Source organism: Rhodococcus sp. HNM0563 (assembly GCF_012726195.1).
Lineage (GTDB): Bacteria > Actinomycetota > Actinomycetes > Mycobacteriales > Mycobacteriaceae > Rhodococcus.
Map to the genome: position 1 here is coordinate 1 of NZ_JAASAF010000004.1, position 18,837 is coordinate 18,837.

Consider the following 18,837-nt stretch of genomic DNA (forward strand, 5'->3'; position numbering starts at 1 on the left):
CACTGCGCCGATGGTACTGCACTCGTCAGGGTGTGGGAGAGTAGGTCGCCGCCGTGCATTCGTTCCGAGAGGGACCCTACTTATGTGGGGTCCCTCTCGTGTTTTTGTGGGTAGGTAGAAGATGCCGGGGTGGGTGGGGATGATTTCCCCGCCTACCCTGGCACTTTTCGTTTTGCGGTTTGTGTAAGGGACATGTTCGGAGTGTGGCGACGTGGCCACGGCCATCTGCGTGCTCGATGCAGAGTCAGGATCGACCTCGTGAACCGGCGCCGAGGTTGCGCTGTCTGTTGGCGGCCCGCCGCAGTTGCAGGATCCGGAGGCCCCCTGCGAGTCCGACTATCGCCGCACCGGCAATAGCTGCGAACAGCAACGCCACACCCAGGGGCAGCGAGAAGTCCCACCCGAAGAGTTCCAGCGTGATGCTGTCGAGATTCTGCAGGATGAACACCAACAGCAACAGCAGAATGAGGACGCCGGCCACCAGGGCGGTCCACAACGCGCCGGTGCGAGTGCGCCTGATGCCCTTACCTCTGGCGACGTCGGGGTGCAGGTCACTCGTGGCGTCAGGATCCGGCGTCGCGCCTGAAGGCGGGACGGGAACATTGCTGTGCGGTGGCGGTGATGAGAGATCGCGGCTCGGATCCTCTGGGCCCCTCGACGTGGTTGGCATGTGCGAGCGAGTACCCACGTTCGGTTCCGACTATTCCTGGTGTGCCTGGAGTGTTCGGGGGACCCGACGAGGATCCCCCGAACACTTCTCCATCCCCCGAGTGACGACTCCCATCACAGTCGCCACATGCCTCCCCGTCCTTGGGTCAGAGATACCAGCCTCCGTTGACGCCGATGACCTGACCGGTGATGAAGCCGGCATCGTCAGAGCAGAGGAACGCCGTCGCTGCTGCAACGTCGTGCGGTGTACCCGTCCGGCGAACGGGCGTCATACTGGCGAGTGCCTCGAAGTTGATCAGCATCTCACCGGATTCCTCGGCTGCTCGCGCCATCGGGGTATCGATGATCGACGGCGGAATCGTGTTGGCAGTAATGCCTTTCGGAGATAGTTCGTATGCCAGGGCCTTGGTGAGCGCGATGACTCCGCCCTTCGACGCGACGTAGTGTGCCCGATCAGGGGCGCCGGACTGTGCACTGGACGATGAAATCGTGATGATGCGACCCCAACCGGCCTCGACCATGTCGGGGACTGCTGACTGCACGCTGTTGAATGTGCCGGTGAGGTTGACGTCGATGATGCGTTTCCAGTCGGAGAGGTCGATTTCGGTGAACGGAGCGGTTGCCTCGATTCCGGCGCTCGTAACCATGACCTTCACCGCGCCGAGTTCGGCGCGGACCTTCTCCATGGCAGCATCCACACCGGGCCGATCGACCACGTCGACCTCGAATGCTCGTGCCGTCGCGCCATTTTCGTTCAGTTCATCCGCGGCTTGCTGTGCTGCGGCACCGCTCACGTCGAACAATGCGACAGGGTGGTGCAGTGCGGCGAGTTGTCGGGCGACCGAGAGTCCGATGCCGGAGCCTGCCCCGGTGACGACTGCGACTCTTGTCCTCGCCTCGATGTTGCTGGTGTTGTCGACCATGTGGGTAGTCGTCCTTTCAGTCGACGGGGGTGAACTCGAGATGGAGCTCGGCAAGGCCGCGCAGGATGTAGGTCGGTTCGTACCTGAAGTCACGGTCATGCGCCGGTCCGTGCTGGGCTTCCGATACCCGAATGTCGTGCATGCGGTCGAGGATCCGCTCGATCGTCACGCGTGCCTCGACACGTGCCAATGGTCCACCGGGGCATGAATGGACCCCTCGGCCGAAGGCGACATGTTCACGTGCATTCTCGCGATCGATCCGAAGCTCATGGGGATTCTCGAAGCGTGACGGGTCGCGATTTGCCGCCGGAAGCGACACCATGACCACAGTGCCTGCCGGGATCGTCACACCCCCCACGTCCGTCGTCTTGCGTGCAAGACGGAAGTCGCTCTTGACCGGGCCTTCCATGCGAAGCATCTCTTCGATGAACGGCGGGATCAGGGTGCGGTCCTCGCGAAGCTGTTTCTGCAGTTCCTGGTTCTCGGCGATTTGGAGCAGCATCGATGTGATGAGCCGTGCGGTTGTGTCCTGTCCGGCACCGAAGAGGAAGGTGGCGATCCGAACCAGTTCGACGACGTCGGGAACTTCTCCGTCCGGGTATCTCGCGTCGGCCAGGATCGTGAGGGCGTCGTCGCGTGGTTCGCGTCGGCGGTCTTCGAGGAATGCTGTGAACTTCTCGTCCAAAAACTCGAGGGGGTTGGTACCCAGTGATTCGCCCTCGGTCGATCCGACTTTCTGTGCGTTGAGGTGCCGCGCGAACGACTCATGGTGTTCGGCCGGAACACCGAGTAGGTCGGCAATCGTCAACAGGGCGAACGGAACGCCGTAACCGAAGAGTGCCTCGAATCTGCCGGCCGAGTGGAACTGATCGATCAGCCGATCGCACAGCTCCCACATGAAGTGTTCGTTCTCGTCGAGTCTGCGCGGGGTGAACAGTCCGCTCACGAGGCGACGAGTCCGTGAATGCTGCGGTGGATCCATGGTGACCAGGTGCTCGTACATCGGAAACTGCTCGCGGTGCTCATCGATCTGCAGATTGATGTCGTCTCCCTCGACTGGAAACGGTAGCGGAGGGAATGGGCCGATCGGCGCGACGATATTGGAGACGCTTGCTGTGTCACGGAGAACCGCCAGCACCTCGTCGTATCCGGTGACTGCGATGACGTTCTGTGAGGCTTCCAGCCGGCGTACCGGGCACTTCGAGCGGTGATAGTCGAAGAACGGGTGCGGGTCGGCGACGAAGGACGGATCGGTGAAGTAGTCCTTCGTATCGAAGTCGTTCAAGTGGAGCCTCCTGAGGGACCTCTTTTGGTGCATAATGCGTTGCAGCGCAGGTTAATTAGATGACACAGGCGCTCGGGAACCCAGCCCGTGAGAGGGCCGCGTCCAAGCGCTGTGCACCTGCATAGCATTGCCTGTGTAATGGATAACATACGTAGCTGGATATGGTCAACATCACAGGGGTTATCCGCGCTAGAGTGTCGCAAAGTTGCAGCCGTGCAACCGGTGAATGGAGGTCGATGGATGGCGTCGTCGCGCAGGCTCGGTGCTCCCGATGCGAAGAATCGAACGGTCCTGCTCGATGCTGCCGAGGCATTGATGATCGAAAAGGGCTACGCTGCTGTGACATCCAGGAAGGTCGCTGATGCGGCCGGCTTGAAGCCGCAGTTGGTGCACTACTACTTCAGGACGATGGATGACCTCTTCCTGGAAATCTTCCGCCGCCGTGCGGAGGAGGGTCTCGTTGTGCAGGCCGCCCTGGCGGACGCGCCCAACCCACTTCGGGCGCTGTGGGAATTCAGTACGAACCCTGCGGGCGTCGCTGTGACCATGGAGTTCATTGCGATGTCGCGTCATCGTGAGGCCCTGCGGCAAGAGATTGCGAACTATTCCGAACAGTTCCGCGTCGGTCAGCGAGAGGCGCTCGACAAAGTCCTCGACCGCGTGAACCTCTCCGAGAAGATTCATCCGGTCGTGGTCTCGGTGCTCATGACGAGTTTGTCGCGTGTGCTGGTGATGGAGGAGTCCCTGGGGGTGACGGGAGGTCACGCGGAGACGGTCGAGCTCGTCGAGTGGGTGTTGAGCAAATTCGATTGATTTGCCGTCTCTGCAGGTGAAGCTATGTATAAGCGTGTTTATCCGTAGTCTGTCTGCGCCTGTTCGTAAACGATCGTTGCATTTATGAGAACTCTCTTCTACTTTGATGCATGTCAGATGCTCGTTTGTGGAGTGACCGGCTCGGTTGGGAGTATCGGGGGTGTGCGGCCGGGGCGCCTGATTCAAGGTGCGTTCGGGCTGCGTGTTCTTCGTGGCCGGGCGGGAATCGCTCCCAGTGTGAGTCGAATTCATTTTCGCACGCGCACAGCATCTTTCGTGCAGAGTATGAGTGAAGGCCGATCCGGTATCGGCTGTGCTCTTCGAATTCTTCCGCTCGCGAAGGGGATCGACTGTGGCAGAAGAGGGTTCCACTTCCACGCATGAGCAGTCCGCCACCGATGAGATAGACGAATGGGCGAGGGGCTACGTCCGACGTCACCCCGTGGCAGCCCTTGCAACTGTGGGCGAACAGTGCAAGCTCGGAGTCCGAACCATCCAGCATCTCGTCGTGGACATCGCGACTCTTCGATTTTCCTTTGCGGAGTTCATCCGTCAAGCGGCATTCATGGCGTCGGCGTCCGCACTGCCCACAATGTTTGTTGCGATCCCGATCGGAGTGACTCTCTCGATCCAGTTCGGGTTGCTCGCCGGGCAGGTCGGAGCGACGTCGCTCGCGGGGGCGGCGAGTGGTCTTGCCGTGATCAAGCAGGGCGCTCCGATGGTTGCGGCGCTGTTGATGGCGTCAGCAGCAGGCTCGGCTGTGTGTGCAGACCTCGGTTCGCGCAAGACCAGGGACGAGATCGACGCTCTTGAAGTAATGGGGATCTCGGTGGTCCGGCGACTGGTGGTTCCGCGGTTCGCGGCGGCGATCTTGGTCGGTCTCGCATTGACCGGACTTGTGTGCTTCGTCGGATTCCTTTCCGGCTACCTGTTCAACACCTTCGTGATGAACGGGACACCGGGTAGCTTCGTAGCCACCTTCGCTTCGTTCGCGACGGTCGGCGACTTCGTCCTCACGATGATCAAGGCCATGGTGTTCGGAGCAATCGTCGCGGTGGTCGCGTGTCAGAAGGGGCTGTCGACAAGCGGCGGCCCCGCGGGTGTGGCGAACTCGGTGAACGCCACAGTCGTCGCGTCGATTCTTCTCCTCATGGTTGTCAACGTCGCTTTCACCCAGCTCTACGTGCTGCTGTTCCCGCGGACGGGGTTCTGAAGTGGCTTCCCGCTATTTCCCTCCGGGCGTGAGACCTATTGTCGCCGCCGTGAGAAGTCAGGTGACAGTGATTGCCCGGCTCGGGCACATGGTCACTTTCCTGATGCGGGCAATCGCCGCGATCCCCACCACGCTGCGGCATTACCGGAAGGAGTTTCTTCGGATTCTTTCGGACGTCACCTGGGGGAACGGGTCGCTCGTCGTCGGAGGCGGAACGGCAGGCGTGATAATCGTGCTCGGCGCGGCTGCCGGTGCGATCGTGGCGATCGAGGGATACAACGCGCTGCACCTCCTCGGTCTCGAGCCTGCCACCGGAATGATCTCGTCGACGGCCACGACCCGTGAACTTGCGCCCATCATGGCCTCTCTGGCCTTCGCGGCACAGGCCGGCTGCCGTTTCACTGCCCAGCTCGGCGCGATGCGGATCTCCGAAGAGATCGATGCAATGGAAACGCTCGCGATCCGTTCGATACCGTTCCTCGTCACCACGCGTCTGCTGGCATCGGTGGTGGCAGTGATACCGCTGTACCTGGTCTGCCTGGCGGTCAACTACGTTGCGGTGCAGGTTGTGATCGGAATGGCAGGGGGTGTCTCGTCCGGAACCTACGAACACTATTTCTCACTGGTGCTCAGCGGATCCGACGTCGTCTACTCACTGATCAAGACCATCCTCTTCGTCATCATCACCACGACGATCCAGTGCTACTACGGCTATTACGCGGCCGGCGGCCCCCAGGGCGTCGGCACCGCAGCCGGACGAGCGATGCGTGCCAGTATCTCGGCGATGATCGTAATGAATCTTCTTCTGACTCTCCTGTTCTGGGGCCTGGGCTCCGGGGCAAGGCTCGGGGGGTAGGCCATGTCGTTCCTATTGGAGAGTGACCCGAATCGGGTGACCGTGCGCGGTCTGATGCTGCGAGGAACTATCGCTCTTGTGGTGGCGATCCTGTTCGTCGCGGGAATTCTTGCCAAGATGAACGGAGTATTCGACAAGGGCCATCGCGTGACGGCGGCGCTCACGGACGTCGGAGACGGTCTGCCCGCGAGATCCGATGTCAAGTTCCGGGGTGTGCTGGTCGGCCAGGTCGACGCCGTCGTGCTGCCCGAAGGGGACGGTCCCAACGTCGTCGACATCACCATCCGTCCCGAATACCTCGACGGAATCCCGGCGACGGTGACAGCGCGGGTGGTACCGAGCAACGTTTTCGCCGTCTCGTCGGTCCAGCTCGTAGACAACGGTCCCGCGCCCCACCTCGAGGACGGAGCGACGATCCTGCAGGACGAGAGTCTCTCCACGGTGCAGCTCCAGACAGCACTGACGAAACTTCGTGACCTCACCGCCGCGACCGCGCGCCTGAGCTCGCAGGAAACCATGGGCGTCCTCGCCACAGTGGCGCAGGCGACCGATCGGCGGGGCGACGACATCGTCCAGGCCGGTGCACAATTACAGCGAATCGTACGAGAGGTCAACGCGGTCGTCACCCCCGACGGCAGTCCGTCGACATTGACCGCACTGGCGAATGCAGTGGAGGGTCTGCAGCATTCGGCGCCGGAGTTGCTCGACGCTGTGAATCATGCCGTCGTACCGATGCGGACGGTCGTGGAGAAGCAGGAACAGTTGTCCACCTTGTTCTTCGGGAGCGCCAACACTCTCTCGACGATGGCAACCTCGCTCGAGAACAACACTGATCGAATCACCGGCATCACCACCGAGCTCGAACCGGTGCTCGGTGTCGTGGCTGACGGTGCCCACGAGTTCACTCCGATCGTCACCAGAATGAACTGGATCTCGGGGAAGTGGTGGACGGAGTTCTGGCCTGCCGGGCAGCAGAACGGCAGGGGAGTCTTCGTCTTCCAAGCGACGCCCCGCATCGAATACACACGCACGGACTGCCCCCGGTACGGAGAGCTGGCCGCACCCAGCTGCTTTACGGCGCCCGATACCGGTGCGCCGCCGGTGACCGAACAACTCGCGGCCACACGCACTATCGAGAGAGCACCTGTCGGGGGCAATGTCGGTCAGGTGGGCGCGCCTGCGGAGAAGGAAATCGTCGATCAGATCCTCGGCGGTGACTTCGGTGCGGCCGCAGACCTTCTGCTCGGGCCGATCACGCGTGGTGCCGATATCAAAGTGGTGCCCGAGCCGGAAGGAGCGCCGCGATGACGATCCGGAAACCACTTATCGGTCTCGTCGTGTTCCTGTTGATCTCCGCAGGCTTGACATGGCCGGTCGTGGTTACATTGCAGCGGGGAGTCGAAGGCTCGACGAGTGCCTACTCCGCGGTGTTCAGTGACGTTTCGGGGTTGCGTGTCGGCGACGACGTGCGGATGGCCGGTGTGCGTGTGGGTCGAGTCGATTCGATCTCTCTCGACGACACGGTTGCGCGAGTGTCCTTCAGCATCGACCGGACTCAACAGGTGTTCGCGAACACCGAAGCATCGATCACCTATCAGAACATCATCGGCCAGCGCTATCTCGGGTTGTCGCTGGGGGAGAATCCCGACACCGCAATCATGGAGGCCGGTTCGGAGATCCCCCTCGAGCGAACCACGCCGTCCTTCGATATCTCAGTGCTGCTCAATGGTTTCGAACCGCTCTTCAGCGTGCTCGATCCAGACCGGGTCGACAGCATCACGGCCTCCTTGATCGCCGCACTCCAAGGCGACGGCGGAGCCGTGACCACCCTCGTGGCGGAGACATCACGAGTTGCGGAGTCGATGGCCGAGCCGGATCGGATCCTCGGAGACATCATCGTGAACCTCGACGGAATAATCTCGGACCTCGCGACGCAGAGCGGTGAGATCGACTCGGTGCTCGCCGGTGCCCATTCGATCTTCGCCGAGCTCAATGCTCGGCGCCCGGAGTTGGTCGGTTCGCTCGATGTGATCGCCACCACGACCGACAGTCTTGCTTCGCTCACCGGTGAAGTGGAACCGGACCTGCAGGAGATTCTGCGCAGACAACCGGGCTTCACCGGCCACTTCGTCGACACCAAACCATCATGGGAGTACTTCGGCTTCAATCTCCCCGGTCTTCTGAAGGGGCTGGCCCGTGTGAGTGAGGATGGTTCCTACCTGAACGCCTACCTGTGCAACATCAACGCCACTCTCGTGCCCGAACTGAGCCATGTCATCCCCTCGGTCGTGGCGGGTGCAACTCCCGGGGGCGAAATCAAGAACTCCCCGATCTGCAGGTGACGATATGACACGGACAGGATCGAAATTCGCGCAGAAGTTCCGATTGCGGCCGGTGGAGTCGTACAGTGCGGTCTCCCTCGGTGTGGTGACCGTGGTCGCGATCGTGGCTGTACTGGTCGCAACGGTCGGGGTTGCCAATCTGGGACTCGGAAAGACCACCTACGAGGCGGAATTCGTCCAGGCGGCACAGATTGCACCCGGAGACGGGGTTACCGTGGCCGGGATCCAGGTCGGCACGGTCGAAGGTGCACGACTCGAGGGTGATCGTGTGGTCGTCACGATGAAGATCGATAAGGGCGTGAGCCTGGGGGCGGACACCGTGGCCTCGATCAAACTCACCACGCTGTTGGGATCGCGCTACGTCGAACTGCGTCCTGCAGGGGAGGGAAGCATTCCTGACAGGCGCATCGCACTTTCCAATACTGTTGTGCCATATGATCTGCAAGCCGTCCTTGCGGACGCGACGACGACCTTCGAACAGGTCGATGCGGAGCGGCTGGGTGCGACACTGTCCGAACTCTCCGGGGAGTTGGAAGGTCTTCCGGAGCTGATGCCGCAAGCTTTGGAGAACGTCGAGAAACTGTCGGGGGTCGTCGCAGATCGGCGAGGACAGATCGGATCTCTGGTCTCGGCGACGTATCAGCTCACCGAGATCATCCGTGCACAGCAAGCCGATCTCGGCTCGCTCGTGCGCGACGGGAGCGACATGGTGAATGAACTGGCGCTGCGTCAGAACCTGGTGGAACGGTTGTTGTCGTCCACCAGCAGCCTTGTGGCGCAACTTCATACGGTCGTCGTCGACGATCGCGAGTCGATCGACGCCCTGATTGCCGATCTCGACTCGATGCTCCAGAGTCTTGGAAATCAGGATGCACTGCTTCGTAATATTCTCCAGATTCTACCGGTCCCCATCCGCAACTTCACGAACGCGACCGGGACCGGGCCGGAATTGGATTTCACCTCCGTTGCAGGGCCGTTCATCGATTCGTGGATGTGCGCGATCAGCGGAAATGCCGAACTGCATTCGCTCCCACCGTATTTCGAGGATTGCCAATGAAGACACGGAAATGGTTGCCGATGGCCGCGGTGATCGTGGTTGTCGCGGGGCTGGCGTTCCTCGGAGCGCGAACATGGGTCGTCGGACACGACGACAACACCGTCATCGCGCAGTTCGACAACGGCGCGGGGCTCTACGTCGGGAACACCGTTGCGGTGCTGGGTCTCGAGGTCGGCGAGGTCACCGCGATCGAACCGAAGGGGACTCACGTAGCGGTGACCATGAAGATCGATGGTTCCATGGATATTCCGGCCGACGCGCAAGCAGTTGCAGTATCCACCTCGGTGCTGACGGACAGGCACGTGGAGCTGACCCCCGTCTATCGCGGTGGTGACACCCTCGAAGACGGTGCCGTGATCGGTCTGGAGCACACGAGGACCCCTATCGAGTTCGATCGGCTCCTCGCGATGGGCGACACGATGGCCCTCGAACTCCAAGGTGACGGTGAGGGGAGCGGGCCTGTGGCAGAACTCCTTGCCGCAGGTGCCGCGATGACGGATGGGCAGGGCACCAGCATAAGATCCGCACTCGGCAAGTTGTCCGAGGCATTGGCAATCGGACCCGACGGGGGTGCCAAGACCCGCAACGAACTCACCGCGATCGTCGACAACCTCGCGGTGCTGTCGGAAGCTGCGGCGGCCAATGACCAGGACATCCGCGAGTTCGGTGAAGCGACGAGCCGGATCAGTGCCGTGTTGGCCGAGTCCGGAATCGGTCTCGGCGACACCGGAACCAAAGTCAACGAAATCCTTCTGCAGGTGAACGATCTGTTGGTTGCCAACCGCGGTGCGGTGCAGTCGACGGTGACGAACGCCGAGACACTCACCCGTGCGCTCGCCGACTATCAGCGCGAGATCGGTGAGTTTCTGGACCTGACCCCGCTCCTGCTCAACAACGCCCACAACGTCATGGATCAGGAGACCGGCGGGGCTCGCGTACACGGGCTGCTCGAGAGAGTGGCGCTCGACGGCCAATTGGTCAAGGAGGTCTGCAATCTCATGGGAATGCAGGAGCTGGGTTGTAACACGGGCACCGTCAGCGACTTCGGACCGGATTTCGGGATGTCGGGGATGCTCGAGGGGCTGGCAGGGATGCACCGGTGAACCTCGGGATGAGAAGATACGTAGGCGCCGCGTGCGTAGTCCTCGCGGGGCTGTCGACAGGCGCTTGTTCGGTCGGGCTCGAACAGCTTCCGCTTCCCGCTCCGGGAATGGACGGTGAGTCGTACACACTCACGGCATCATTCGACAACGCTCTGAATCTACCGACGAAGGCGAAGGTCAAGCTCGACGGGGTCGATGTGGGTGAGGTCGAGTCGATGTCGGTGCAGGGTTACCAGGCGCTCGTGACCATGCGTATCGCGGAGGGTGTGGTGGTGCCCGAAGGAAGCGGTGCCGAGCTGCGTTCGGCGACCCCGCTCGGCGACGTCTTCGTCGCGCTGCAGGCGCCCGAAGGCGATGCAGCCGCGGCGCCTCCGCTCCGCGACGGTGATGCCATTCCGATCACCGACACGTCTGCGGCCGCAACCATCGAGGAGTTGCTCTCGACCGCATCTGTCCTCGTGAACGGCGGTGTGGTTCGCAACCTTACCAAGATCGTGAACGGGCTCGGTGAAGCAGTCGACGGACGGGGCGCGAACATCGAGAGCCTCCTCGACGAATCCGCGCGCCTGGTGACGCAGCTCGGTGAACGCTCAGCTGAGATCGAACACTCCCTGACCCAGACAGATATGCTCATCTCCACACTGGCGGAACGGAAGTCGACGATCCGTGAGGCCGTCGCCGCAGCCGGTCCGGCGCTCGATGTCCTCGCCGCGGACACCTCGGAGATACTCGACCTGGTGACCCAGGTGGATCGGATCAGCGCGCAGCTGGTGAAGTTCCCGTCGGTCAACGGAACGGATACGCGGTCGATGGTTGCCGATATCAATCGGATCGCGGCGGAACTCAACAACGCGGCGACGGCACCGGGTGCAAGCCTCGAGAGCGTCAACAGTCTGCTCGCTCCGATCATGAAAGTGACGAACTCGACGTCGGCGCACGCCGACGCGGATTGGGAGCAACTGATCCTCGGCGCGCTTCCCTCACCTGGACACGCCGGTGACCCCGGAAGCAAGCTGCCCGACGGGTCGGATGTCGAGAATATGGTGGGTGCGCTCACCAACTCCCTGCTGCGTCTGCAGGGCAGATTGACGGGAGCGGGCGGGTGACGAGCAAGGTGAACGCGAAAGAGAGAATCGCAGCGCCCTTGGTCGGTGCGGTCCGCTCAGGGTATCGGCATCGTCTGGGTTTGTCCCTGACGGCGCTCACAATGACTTTGGTGCTCGGAATCGTCTATCTGGTGTTCGGAATCTTCGAACTGAATCCGACCGATCGAAAGATCCAGGTACAAGTGCATTTCGATCAGTCCGGCGGAATTCTCCCCGACCGAGATGTGACGTTGCGCGGAGTGCCTGTGGGGCGCGTGACCTCGGTGGACCTTACCGACGACGGTGTCGTTGCGGTCGCGTCGATCGATTCACGAACGAATATTCCCCAAGGATCCGAAGTTCGGGTCGCGGGCCTGTCGCTCGCCGGCGAGCAGTATCTCGACTTCCGCCCGACCACGGACGACGGACCGTACCTGACGGACGGCGCCGTGATCTCCACCCAGGACACCTCCACACCGGTCCCGCTGTCCGACCTCATGAACGATCTCGACGGTATGCTCGCGCAGATCGATCCCGCCGAAGTCCAGGTGATCGTCGAGGAGTTGGGAGTCGGCCCCGGAGCGCCCGAGAAGCTGTCCGACATCATCGACGGGGGCACGTTCCTGATCTCGACACTCGACTCCGTACTGCCCCAGACCGTCTCGATTCTCAACACCAGCAAGGTGGTCCTGAACACGCTCGCCGAGGGGAGCCCGGGCTTGCAGGCGACATCGGCCGATCTGTCCGGACTGCTGCAAGGTGTGGAGGAAATGGACGCGGGTTTCCGGACCTTCGTCGACAACGCTCCCGCGACCCTCGGTGCTGTCGACTCGATCATCGCGGACAACTCCCCGACGATGGTTCAGCTGCTCGGCAACCTCGCGACCGTCTCTCAGATGGCGTACCTGCGGGTACCGGCACTGCAAGAGTTCTTCTTCCCGACCGAGCGGGACGGCTCGACGCTCGAAGCGATCGGGACCGCGTTCCACGATGGCGGTATCTGGGCGTACGTCAACCTCTATCCGCGGTACACGTGCGATTACGACCTCCCTCGCAGGCCACCGTCGGTCCCGGATTTTCCGGAGCCCTACCTGTACACCTACTGCAACAACCCGGACCCATCGGTTCTCATCCGCGGCGCGCGGAATGCTCCCCGTCCGCAGGGCGAAGAAGGCGAAGCCGTGCTTCCGCCCGGTGCCGATCCGGCCCGTACCGCCGACCCGACTCCGATAGGGCCGCTCTCGGTTCCACAGACATATGGAGGCCCTCCCGACGAATACATCCACCCGAGATGATCGACGATATGGTGCACACCTCTCTGGAAGGAGTACGCACATGAGCAATACCGGTTCCACCCTGGCAACAGACGAACTCGCGGCGGACACCGTCGATCCGGTGAATCAGGACGCCACCGAGAAAGCCGGCACCGAAAAAAGCAGTGCCGAAAAGAGCAGTGCCGAGAAGGACGACCGCGGCAGCGCCGAACCGGAAGTTGATTCGGGTCGACGCATGCGTCGAATTCGTACCGCCGTGCTCGTGGTGATCACCGTGGCGTCGGTGGCCTGCGCAACATTCTTCGCGTGGAAGGCGCACGAGGTCAGATCCGTCAATGCGGCTGCTGCCGAGGCGCTGTCGACGGCGCAAGAGTACGCGGTGACGCTGACCTCGGTCAGCCCTGGTGAACTCGACAGCAACTTCGATGCAGTGCTGGACGGCGCCACGGGCGAATTCAAGGAGATGTACGCGCAGTCGAGCGGAGAATTGCGTCAGCTCCTCATCGACAACAACGCGCAGGCGGAAGGCACTGTGATCGAAGCCGGCGTCAAGTCGGCCACGACCGATCGTGTCGAGGTGCTGCTGTTCATCGATCAGACGGTGACCAACTCCGTCGTCCCGGAACCGCGCCTCGATCGCAGCCGCGTCGTGATGACACTCGAACGTGTCGACGGCCGCTGGCTGGCCTCGCAGGTGGACCTTCCTTGATCTAGTACATGCGACCGTTCTCGAGCGCGGGTAGCGTGGTCGTCCCGAGCCATGCATCCCACAAGGGGCGTAGCGGTTGATCGGTGAATCTCGTTGCCAGATCGGTCAATTGCTCGGTGGTGACGTTGGAATGCCGGTGCTCGGCAGTCCAGGTGCGCAGAAGAGTGAAGAACCGCTCGTCGCCGAGACGTAGCCGCAGCGCATGCAAAGTGAGGGCGCCGCGCTTGTAGATCCGGTCGTCGAACATGTCCTTCGCGCCCGGGTTGCCCAGAAGGATGTCCTGCGGCAGACGGGCAAGTCTCGCGTGCGTGTGCTGCGCGAGTTCGTGGGCCGAGGCCCCTCCGGAGTTCTCCGCCCACAACCATTCTGCGTAGCACGCGAAACCTTCGTGCAGCCAAATGTCCTTCCACCGTTTCAAAGTCAGGCTGTTGCCGAACCACTGGTGTGCCAGCTCATGCGCGACGAGTCGTTCCTCGTCGCGATTTCCGCTGCAGAAGTTCGCACCGAAGACCGACATTCCCTGCGATTCGATCGGGATCTCGAGGTCGTCGTCGGTGACGAGCGCGGTGTAATGCGCGAACGGATACGGTCCGAACAGCCGCGTGAAGACTTCGATCATCTGCGGTTGACGTCCGAAGTCCCTGTCGAACTTGGCGCGCAGCCTCGGCGGATGCACCGCGAACTGCGGGACGGGCGACGACGCAACCTTGCGGACCTCGTAGTTCCCGATCTGCACGCTCGCGAGATAGGTCGACATCGGTTCGGGCTGCTCGTACACCCATGTGGTGCGACTGGCCTTCGTCGTCTTGCGGAGCAATGTCCCGTTGGAGATCACCTGGAACGGCGCGTCCGCAGTGATCGAGACCCGATAGGTGGCCTTCGAGCCGGGATGGTCGTCGCACGGAAACCACGTCGGTGCACCGTTCGGCTGGCTGGCGACCAGGGCACCCTCGTCGAGTTCTTCCCAACCGACGTCACCCCACATGGTGTGCCGAGGGGTGGGGGTGCCGGCGTATTGGATGGAGAACGTGAGAACCGCCCCGACCGGGACGGTCTGCGAGGGTGTGACCGTCAGTTTGTCGTTGCGGTGGGCGAACTTCGACGGGCGTCGCCCGTTGAGCATCACTTTGGTCACGCGCATGGTCTGCGCGAGGTCGAGTGTGTATTTCGCCCGGACGTCGGTCGTGGTGGCGATGATCGTGGCACGCCCCTCGAGTCGATTCGCAGTCACCTTGTACGTCAGGTCCAGTTCGTACCGCGACACGAGATACCCTCGGTTCCCGCTCTGGGGGAGATACGGGTCGAGCGGGCGATCGGGCCCGGTAGGTGCTACGGGTTTCGCTGCTTTGAGCGGCTTCATCGCGTCGACCAATCACCGGGCCGGGACCACGGCGCAATCGGATTACCCTGCCAGCGGGTGGAGGGGGGAACCACGTCGCCGCGCATGACGAGAGACGCAGGCCCGACAGTAGTGCCTGCGCCGATTCCCGATGCCGGCAGCGCGACACATTGCGGGCCGAGCGTGGCGCCGGCGTCGAGGGTCACGGTGTCCATGGACATGATCCGATCATGGAACAGGTGGGTCTGAACCACGCACCCCCTCTCCACGGTCGCGCCGGGTCCCAGCGTGACGAGGTCGGCCTCCGGTAACCAGTAACTTTCACACCACACACCACGACCGATCTTCGCGCCGAGACCGCGCAACCACAAGTTCATCACGGCGGTGCCGGGCGTCTGTTGACCGAACCACGGCGCGGCGACCATCTCGACGAAGGTGTCGGATACCTCGTTGCGCCATACGAAGGAACTCCACAGCGGGTGTTCCTCCTGCCCGATGCGCCCGACGATGAGCCATTTCGCCGCGATGGTGATGATGCACGCCAGCGCACCGGCGGCCATCAGCACGAGTCCACTGACCAGCGCCGCGGTCGTGTAACCGCGATGGACGGCAATGGAGTTCAGCGAGAACAGCACCATCAGGCCGATGCCGAACGTGACCATCATCGGAACGAGGCGGAAGGTCTCGACTGCCCCGCGCGCGATCTTCAGTTTCAGGGGCGGCTCGAATGTGCGACTCGAATCGGATTCGCCGGAGGCACGGCGCAACCGCACGGGGGGACTGCCGAGCCACGACGATCCCGATTTCGCCTTCTCCGGTGCGGCCGACAGGACCGCGACGAGGCCGTGCTTCGGCACGCGACGACCTGGTGCGGCCATGCCCGAGTTTCCGAGGAACGCCCGCTTGCCGACCTTGGCGCGCGAAATGTACAGCCAGCCGCCGCCGAGTTCGTACGAGGCGACCATGGTGTCGTCGGCGAGGAAGGCGCCGTCCGCGACCTTGGTGAACTTCGGGACCATGAGGACAGTGGACGCCTCGACGTCCTTGCCGATGTCGGCGCCGAGCAGCCGCAGCCAGATCGGAGTGAGCATCGACGCGTAGAGCGGGAACAGGAAGGTGCGGGAGGAATCCATCAGGCGTTCGGTAGCCCAGACCTGCCACCCGACGCGGCTTCGGACCGGATGCCAGCCTTCGGTCATGCCGATCGACAGCAGCCGCACGGTGATCAACGTCAGCACCGCGAACACCGCCATGGTGAGAACTCCGCCTGCGGGGAGCATCGCAAGGGAACGGAGCACAGCCTCGGACACACTCACGGTGTCCCTGACCCACCAGACGAGCAGCGCGACACCCGCGCCGATCGACAGGATCGGAAGTCCTGCGAGAAGGATGGACGTCACACCGAACATCGGGACCCAGCGCGCGCCGCGCGGCGGATCCGCGGAAGGCCATTGCGGTGCGGCTTTTCCGGTTTTCTGCGCGGGCGAACCGGCCCAGTGCTGCGCAGCCTTGACCCGACCGAACACGGCGGAGCCTGCGGCAACCTCGGCGTTCTTGCCCACGCGTGAACCCGGGGCGAGAAACGAGCGGGCGCCGATCGAGGCGCCGGCTCCGATGCGAATGCTTCCGATGTGGACGAGGTCGCCATCTACCCAGTACCCCGACAGATCCACCTCGGGTTCGATCGAGCAGCCGTCGCCGAGCTCGAGCATGCCGGTGACCGGCGGAAGGGTGTGCAGGTCGACGCCCCGGCCGATCTTCGCGCCCAGCGCCCGCGCGTACTGGCGCATCCACGGCGCACCGGACAGATTGGTCGCGCCGGACGCTTCGGACAAGCGCTGCGCGGTCCACAATCGGAGGTGTACCGCGCCGCCGCGGGGATAACTGCCCGGCTTCAGCCCGCGCAGGAGCAGCCGCGCGCCCAGGACCGCCGTGCTCATCCGGCCGAGCGGCGAAAGGAACACAACGACGCCTGCTGCGATCCACCACCACGACAACGTCACGGTCCACGGAACATCGGTGGCCATTGCGATGATGTTGTTCAGAATCGCCAGCCACGTGATCCATTGGAGGCCGGTCAACGTCGTGAGTGGCACCGTCGCAGCGAGCTGGAGGAACTGCGCCCATCGCGACACCGGGTCGACCTCTCGTGGAGCCGTCGTCGCCGTCGGCGCGAGGTCGTCGAGATAGCCGGCGAGGGATCCGAGCCGAGGCCGGTCGTAGAGTTCGGCGACCGTCATCTCGGGATAGCGCTCACGCAGCGCGGTGACGAGCTGTGCGGCGGACAGGGAACCTCCGCCGAGTTCGAAGAAGTCGTCGTCGAGTCCTTCGATGCGGGCGCCGAGCAGTGACGACCACAGTTCCGCGACCCATTCGGCGGTCGGAGGTAGTCCGAGCGCTTCGACCGAGTCGGTGTCGGCGCCGGGCAGCGGCCACGGGAGGGCATTACGATCGACCTTCCCGGACGTGCGAGTGGGAAGTTCGTCGACGAGCGCGAGACGTGGTACGAGTGCCGCTGGAAGCTGTTCGGACAGCAGGTCGTGGGCGGAGGCAACGTCGAAGTCGGGATCGGTCGAGGCGATGTAGCCGACGAGAATCGAGCTTCCGGCCGAGGTCTTGCGGACCGCGCACGCACCGCCGGCGACCCCGGGCAGGTTCTGCAGGGCATTGTCGACCTCGCCGAGCTCGATGCGGCGTCCGCCGATCTTGACCTGGTCGTCTGCGCGGCCTTGGAAAAGGAGCCCCGCGCTGTCGAGGACGACGAGGTCGCCGCTGCGGTAGGCGCGTTCCCAGCCGAGGGTGGGCATGGGCGCGTACTTCTCGGCATCTTTCGCCGGGTCCAGGTAGCGGGCCAGCCCGACACCGCCGATCACGAGCTCGCCGGTCTGCCCTTCGGCGACGGGCTTGCCGTCGGTGTCCACGACCGCAAGATCCCAGCCGTCGAGTGGCAGGCCGATCCGGATCGGTCCGGTGCCGTCCATGATGGCGGCGCACGCGACCACCGTCGCTTCGGTGGGGCCGTAGGTGTTCCACACTTCACGGCCGGGCACGGCGAGACGCTCGGCGAGGTCGGGAGGGCATGCTTCTCCGCCGAAGATGAGCAGGCGCACTGCTTCGAGTGCCTCGCCGGGCCACATCGCCGCAAGCGTCGGGACCGTGGAGACGACGTTGATGTTGCGAGAGACAAGCCACGGGCCGAGGTCCATTCCGGAACGCACGAGCGAGCGCGGTGCCGGAACGAGGCACGCGCCGTGCCGCCAGGCCAGCCACATCTCCTCGCATGACGCGTCGAAGGCGACGGACAGACCTGCGAGGACCCGGTCGCCGGGGCCGAGCGGTTCTTCCCGGCAGAACAGGTTCGCTTCGGCGTCGACGAACGCGGCGGCGTTGCGGTGTGTGACGGCGACACCCTTCGGGGTGCCGGTGGAACCCGAGGTGAAGATGATCCACGCGTCGTCGTCGAGGGCCGGTTCGCGTACGTCCGGTTCGTCGGCAGGACGAGCGGTGCCGGGACCGACCCCCGCATCGGTGACGATCGCGGTCACCTTTGCTTCGGAGAAGACCAGTTCGGCACGCTCATCGGGGTCGTCGGCGTCCACCGGGACGTAGGCGGCGCCTGCGGCGAGAACGGACAAGATGGTGATGTAGAGGTCTTTGGACCCGGATGACATGCGCACCCCGACGCGATCGCCGGCACCCACACCGGCCTCTGCGAGTCCACGCGCTCCTGCGCTCACCTGGTCGAGCAGTTCGGCGTACTCGAGCATCGTGGTGCCGTCGTCTATCGCAGGAGCGTGGGGGTGCGATTCGGCGCTGGCACGAAGTACGTCGACGAGTGTGCGCGGCGCGGGTGCGTGTGATCCGCGCAGGAAGATTTCCGGTACGAGCGACGTGTCGTCGGCTGCGGGCGGGGGTTGAGCAGACAATCCGCTGTCCTTCTACTCGGGTGGGCGATCCGGGTTATCTCACGTGAAGGTGGACAACAGATGAACGTTCGGTACGCGCAGCGAATGGATGGAGGTTCGCGGTGTCACACCTCAAAGCAAAGCACGATGGCGGTTCCTCCGCAGGTCAGAAGGAGAAATTCACTTTCTGCCGGAGACCGTGCGGAAGGCCCCGGCGGGGTGCCGACTTGACACCCGGTGTGCCCGGTGTCATTGTCTTCGGCA

15 protein-coding genes are annotated in these 18,837 nt (G+C 63.3%); 10 read left to right on the forward strand and 5 right to left on the reverse strand.

Annotated elements, in window-relative coordinates; all coding sequences use genetic code 11:
• Positions 1–244 precede the first annotated feature (244 nt).
• From HCA61_RS09805 to HCA61_RS09815, 3 genes are all read right to left on the reverse strand, one after another.
• Positions 245–670 (reverse strand): lipopolysaccharide assembly protein LapA domain-containing protein, encoded by a 426-nt coding sequence (locus HCA61_RS09805; protein ID WP_169688017.1) that lies wholly within the window; start codon positions 668–670, stop codon positions 245–247.
• A 145-nt stretch (positions 671–815) separates the two neighbouring features.
• The gene (locus HCA61_RS09810; RefSeq protein ID WP_169688018.1) at positions 816–1,592 is read right to left on the reverse strand and encodes an SDR family NAD(P)-dependent oxidoreductase; all 777 of its coding nucleotides are present in this window, start codon (positions 1,590–1,592) and stop codon (positions 816–818) included.
• Between the two features lie 16 nt (positions 1,593–1,608).
• Positions 1,609–2,877: a cytochrome P450 gene (locus tag HCA61_RS09815; RefSeq protein WP_169688019.1), complete on the reverse strand. Its 1,269-nt coding sequence runs from the start codon at positions 2,875–2,877 to the stop codon at positions 1,609–1,611.
• Between the two features lie 240 nt (positions 2,878–3,117).
• Between HCA61_RS09815 and HCA61_RS09820 the strand changes: the two genes are divergently transcribed.
• From HCA61_RS09820 to HCA61_RS09865, 10 genes are all read left to right on the forward strand, one after another.
• Entirely contained in the window at positions 3,118–3,690 is a 573-nt protein-coding gene (locus HCA61_RS09820; RefSeq protein ID WP_169688020.1) for a TetR/AcrR family transcriptional regulator, read from the forward strand.
• A gap of 352 nt (positions 3,691–4,042) precedes the next feature.
• On the forward strand, positions 4,043–4,903 hold the full coding sequence (locus HCA61_RS09825) for an ABC transporter permease (protein WP_346777536.1): 861 nt from the start codon (positions 4,043–4,045) through the stop codon (positions 4,901–4,903).
• A 1-nt stretch (position 4,904) separates the two neighbouring features.
• Entirely contained in the window at positions 4,905–5,759 is an 855-nt protein-coding gene (locus HCA61_RS09830) for an ABC transporter permease (protein ID WP_169688021.1), read from the forward strand.
• Positions 5,760–5,762: 3 nt separating this feature from the next.
• Positions 5,763–7,067: an MCE family protein gene (locus tag HCA61_RS09835; protein WP_169688022.1), complete on the forward strand. Its 1,305-nt coding sequence runs from the start codon at positions 5,763–5,765 to the stop codon at positions 7,065–7,067.
• Positions 7,064–8,101, forward strand: coding sequence for an MlaD family protein (locus HCA61_RS09840; protein WP_169688023.1), 1,038 nt, complete (start codon positions 7,064–7,066; stop codon positions 8,099–8,101). The genes HCA61_RS09835 and HCA61_RS09840 overlap by 4 nt, the downstream gene beginning before the upstream one ends.
• A gap of 91 nt (positions 8,102–8,192) precedes the next feature.
• A complete protein-coding gene (locus HCA61_RS09845) occupies positions 8,193–9,158 on the forward strand; it encodes an MCE family protein (RefSeq protein ID WP_346777551.1) in 966 nt (321 codons plus the stop codon).
• Entirely contained in the window at positions 9,155–10,261 is a 1,107-nt protein-coding gene (locus HCA61_RS09850; RefSeq protein WP_169688025.1) for an MCE family protein, read from the forward strand. The genes HCA61_RS09845 and HCA61_RS09850 overlap by 4 nt, the downstream gene beginning before the upstream one ends.
• Before the next feature lie 8 nt (positions 10,262–10,269).
• Complete coding sequence (locus HCA61_RS09855; protein WP_169688026.1) at positions 10,270–11,367, forward strand: MCE family protein; 1,098 nt, start codon at positions 10,270–10,272, stop codon at positions 11,365–11,367.
• Positions 11,364–12,641 (forward strand): MlaD family protein, encoded by a 1,278-nt coding sequence (locus tag HCA61_RS09860; RefSeq protein ID WP_346777537.1) that lies wholly within the window; start codon positions 11,364–11,366, stop codon positions 12,639–12,641. The genes HCA61_RS09855 and HCA61_RS09860 overlap by 4 nt, the downstream gene beginning before the upstream one ends.
• A gap of 40 nt (positions 12,642–12,681) precedes the next feature.
• Positions 12,682–13,329 (forward strand): hypothetical protein, encoded by a 648-nt coding sequence (locus HCA61_RS09865; RefSeq protein WP_206039894.1) that lies wholly within the window; start codon positions 12,682–12,684, stop codon positions 13,327–13,329.
• Position 13,330: 1 nt separating this feature from the next.
• Here HCA61_RS09865 and HCA61_RS09870 read toward each other — a convergent pair whose 3' ends face one another.
• Both HCA61_RS09870 and HCA61_RS09875 read right to left on the reverse strand, forming a co-directional pair.
• Positions 13,331–14,689, reverse strand: coding sequence for a M1 family metallopeptidase (locus HCA61_RS09870; protein WP_169688027.1), 1,359 nt, complete (start codon positions 14,687–14,689; stop codon positions 13,331–13,333).
• A complete protein-coding gene (locus tag HCA61_RS09875; protein WP_169688028.1) occupies positions 14,686–18,594 on the reverse strand; it encodes a Pls/PosA family non-ribosomal peptide synthetase in 3,909 nt (1,302 codons plus the stop codon). The genes HCA61_RS09870 and HCA61_RS09875 overlap by 4 nt, the downstream gene beginning before the upstream one ends.
• Between the last annotated feature and the right edge of the window lie 243 nt (positions 18,595–18,837).